This is a genomic window from Stieleria sp. (genome assembly GCF_041595215.1).
GTDB lineage: Bacteria > Planctomycetota > Planctomycetia > Pirellulales > Pirellulaceae > Stieleria > Stieleria magnilauensis.
This window is the reverse complement of the sequence record NZ_JBFHKV010000740.1, coordinates 1-4,484: the sequence shown is the minus strand read 5'-3', so window position 1 is coordinate 4,484 and position 4,484 is coordinate 1. Positions and strand designations below refer to the sequence as shown.

Annotated in this window: 2 protein-coding genes; both read left to right on the top strand. The window is 58.3% G+C overall.

The genetic code is table 11. The annotated features are described in order from the left end of the window. On the top strand, positions 1 to 2,404 hold a 2,404-nt coding region (locus ABX749_RS23435), incomplete at its 5' end, for a PDZ domain-containing protein (protein ID WP_372898132.1). Between the two features lie 489 nt (positions 2,405 to 2,893). Next, on the top strand, positions 2,894 to 4,285 hold the full coding sequence (locus tag ABX749_RS23430) for a sulfatase (protein ID WP_372898131.1): 1,392 nt from the start codon (positions 2,894 to 2,896) through the stop codon (positions 4,283 to 4,285). Positions 4,286 to 4,484 lie beyond the last annotated feature (199 nt).

Below are 4,484 nucleotides of genomic sequence, written 5' to 3'. Positions count from 1 at the left end.
TTGGGCCGATCCCACCGGCGGATTCATACACGCCATGCATCGGGCCCGCTGGGGAGGATACCACTACCGAATCACCGGCAAGGATTCCGATGGCGAAGTGACCTATGAAGGCGGCTGGCAGAACAATCGCCAAATGGGCATGCACAACGACTTTCGCATGGTCGAGAACATCTTCGAAGAATTGGACGCGCCCGGCGAATGGTATCACGACGCCGGCGCGAACCGCTTGTACTTCATTCCGCCCCCTGGCGTCGACCTGAGCCGAGCGACGATCGAAGTGGTGCGACTGCGACACCTGATCGAATTCAACGGCTCCGCCGACGCCCCCGTGCGGTTCATGACCCTCCAAGGATTCGTCGTCCGGCATGCCGCGCGGACCTTCATGGAAACGAAAGAACCGCTGTTGCGATCGGATTGGACGATCTATCGCGGCGGCGCCGTGTTGCTCTCCGGCACCGAAGACGTCCAGATTTTGGATACTGAGTTTGACCAGGTCGGCGGCAATGCGGTCTTCGTCAGCAAGTACAACCGGCGCGTGGTTGTCAAAGGTTGCCACATCCACGATTGTGGCGCCAGCGGTGTTTGTTTTGTGGGTGACCCCGACGCCGTTCGCGATCCGCTATTCGAATACCGTCAAAAGAACGATCTGAGCAAGGTCGATCGTACTCCGGGCCCGAAGTCGAACCAGTACCCGGCCGACTGCGTCGTCGAAGACTGCTTGATTCATGGGATCGGCCGAGTCGAACGCCAGCCAGCCGGAGTACAAATCACGATGGCACAAGGCATCACCGTTCGCGATTGCTCGATCTATGATTGTGCCCGCGCGGGCATCAACATCGGCGACGGTGCCTGGGGCGGCCACCTGATCGAACGCTGCGATGTCTTCGACACCGTGCAAGAAACCCACGACCACGGCTCGTTCAACTCCTGGGGACGCGACCGTTTTTGGAGCAGTGACCGGAACGCCAGTCAAAAAATCATCGACCAGGAACCGCAGTTCCCGTTCTTGGACGCCGTCGAGACGACCGTGATTCGCAACAGCCGCTGGCGCTGTGATCATGGTTGGGACATCGACCTGGATGACGGATCCTCCAACTACGACATTTACAACAACCTGATGCTTTCGGGCGGCTTGAAGTTTCGTGAAGGCTTTCGCCGTCGAGCCTGGAACAACATCACCGTCAACAACGGTCTGCACCCGCACGTTTGGTACAACAACAGCGGCGACGAAGTGTTCAGCAACATCTTCATGGCCGCACCACAAGGTGTCCGTGCCCCGACGCCGACCGCCAAGGGAAAACGGGTCGATCGCAACCTCTATTTCGGGCACGATCCGGCGATGAAAGATCGTTACGCCGAATTTGGTTGGGACCGCCATTCCATCGTCGCCGATCCCCAGTTCATCGATCCGGCCAGCGGTGATTTCCGTGTCCAGCCCGATTCGCCAGCCTTCGACATCGGCTTTGAAAACTTTGCGATGGATCAGTTCGGCGTCAAGAAACCTTCGCTGAAACAGATCGCCGAAACGCCCGAGATCCCGGCCTTGGAGGTCAAAGGTGAAACGGCAACGCCCCGATCGGACCGCGGTCGCGTCGCCACATCGCAGCCGTCGTTCTGGTTGGGGGCTCGCGTGAGCGACCTGACCGGTTCCGAGTTTTCAGCTTATGGAGTGTCTCAAGAAGAGGGCGGTGTCGCGATCAAAGAAATCAATTCCGATAGCGACGCCGCCAAGGCGGGACTAACCGAGGGAGACTTGATCCAAGGCATCAACGCCACGCCGGTCAAGCAGGTCTCCGATTTACTCTCGGCCTACCAGCAAGTCGGCGACGCAGCATTGACGGTGAAAGTCATTCGAAACCAGCAGCCTGTGGTACTGTCGCTTCAAAACGCACCCCGCATCGTGATGGAATCCGCAGGGACTGCCGACGACTTTTTGGCGCTCGCGCCGACAGGAAGACCATCGGGCAAGGTCGACGCCAAGCCATCGCCCCGCAATGCACCGCCGGCAACGCTGATCGACGGCAAACTGCAACAAAGCTACGGCCCGGTTTTCGCCAACGGCGTGACCACCGGAGCCTATCGCTTGGACCTGGGTGAATCAAAAAACATCTCATCAATCACCAGCTGGTCGACGAACCTCAATGGGGTTCGCGGCCCACAGAAGCTGACGCTCTACGGAAGCGATTCGTCAACCGACCCCGGTTGGGATCTTTCGGACCGATCCAAGTTCACGCCCCTGACCTCGATCGATACCCGTCGAGCAGCGCAGGACGTGTTCAATGCCGTTGAGTTGCGATCCAAGCCGGGGCAGTCCCTGGGAAAATTCCGCTGGATCATCTGGAGTGTCCAACCGGTGACCGATCGAGCGGAAAACACCGCGTTCCAAGAATTGCGTGCGCAATAAGCGTGTTCGTCGCGCCAGTTTCCAGCTCGCCACCGTAGCACTCGCGACCGCACCTGGATCGAGGGGACCGGCAGCACATACACCACCGAACGACCAGCGGCCTGCCCGTGTCGCAAATCGTTCGCCGCTCGACGCAGCTTTTGATTGACTTTCCCCACAATTGAAAGATGTTGTGTTGCACTCCCGATACGAGGGTCCCCTCAACCCTCATTGTCCCCTCCGGCACCGGCCCCACCCCATGCTCCGCGTCTTGCCCGTCCAGGGTTGCTCCGCCTGCATCACGCGTTTGAGTGTCTGCATCATGCGTTCGGTCACGACCGTTCTGGTGGTGTCTCTTTTTTCCGTCGTTGCCATGGGTTCGGTGCAACGCTGCCAGACCCATTGGCATCCACAGCATGCCCGACGCGGTGATCCGCGAAAGGCGACGATCCGGCATCGAGTACAATTCATTTGAAAACGATTCTCCCAACAAAGATTCAAGTCGTATCCATGAAGTCTTCTTGCTTAGCGGCGATCGCATTGGCGTGCGTGTTGACATCCTTCGCGGCCGCTGATTCACCGCGTCCCAACATCGTGTTTATCTTTGCCGACGACTGGGGTTGGGGTGATCTGAGCTGCCACGGGCATCCCTATGTCAAAACGCCCAACATCGATCGGCTGGCGCGTGAGGGAACGGATTTCCATCGCTTTACTGTGGCCAGCGGCGTGTGCTCGCCCAGTCGAACGGCGGTGATGACGGGACATTTCCCGGCCCGCTACAACATCGATGGGCATTTCGCCTGGGTGCCCAGTAATGCCAAACGTAACATGCCCGATTGGCTGGACACCGACACTGTCACGCTTCCTCGATTGCTACAGGGAGCCGGATACGCCACGGCGCATTTCGGCAAATGGCATTTGGCCAACGACATGATTCCCGATTCCCCTTCGCCGGGAGAATACGGATACGACACCTACGGAGCGTTCAATTGTTCGGGTGAGCAAATGCCGGTGCACGAAGACGCCGAACATGCGATCGAGTTCATCCAAAAGAGTCACCAGGCCGGCAAACCGTTCTTCGTCAACCTTTGGATCCATGAACCGCACACGCCTTTTCATGTCCTGCCGAAGTACCGTTGGCGATTTCGAAACAGCGGGCTCGATGAAAATGATGAGATCTACGCCGCAGTCTTGTCGCACGCCGATGATCGCATCGGCGAGGTTCTCGAGACGCTTGACCGGCTGGACCTGGTGGACAACACGCTGGTCATCTTCAGTTCAGACAACGGGCCTGCCCGCAGCCGGCCGGGAACGCCGCTGACGCTCAGCTACGACACCGCCACCGGTGCGGGCTTCGGGATCGCCGCGGCCAAGGGAATCACCGCCGGACGCAAGGGCTACAAAGCGTCGCTGTTCGAAGGCGGCATCAACGTGCCCTTCATCGCACGCTGGCCGGGCAAAATCGCCGCAGGCAACATTGATCAACGTTCGATGATTTCGGCCGTCGATCTGTTGCCAACGTTTTGCGAAATCGGCGGCGCCGAGTTGCCCGAATCGTATCAGCCCGATGGAATCAGTCAGCTCGAAACGCTGCAGGGTGACGTCAGCGATGGTCGCAACAAACCGCTGTTCTGGAAAATGAAGGGCAACGGCAAACCCGGCCAAGCCAACTCCTTTCATTGGGTCGACTATTGCATCGTCGACCAAAACTGGAAACTCATCAGCGACGAAGCATCCGCGTACGTGGAGTTGTATGACATCGTCGCCGATCCCTACGAAAAGCAAGACATGAAAGAATCGCACCCGGACGTGGTCGCGCAGCTCACCGAGAAACTTGCCGCCTGGAAAGCCACGCTTCCGCCCAAACCGAACCCCAAGAATTTTTCGTCGTTGCGCGACTGAACGAAACATTAGCTGCCGCGAATCAACGCTCACGCAATCGCACGATCATCAACACCATGAATCACCGAATGAAACTTCTGCTGCTGACCCTGCTTTCTTTCACCGGCGTTGCCATGCACCAAGCCGCTGCCGTCGAAACAAACGATCACGCGTGGGTGATCGACACGCAAGATGAATGGAACCAAAACACGACGAAACG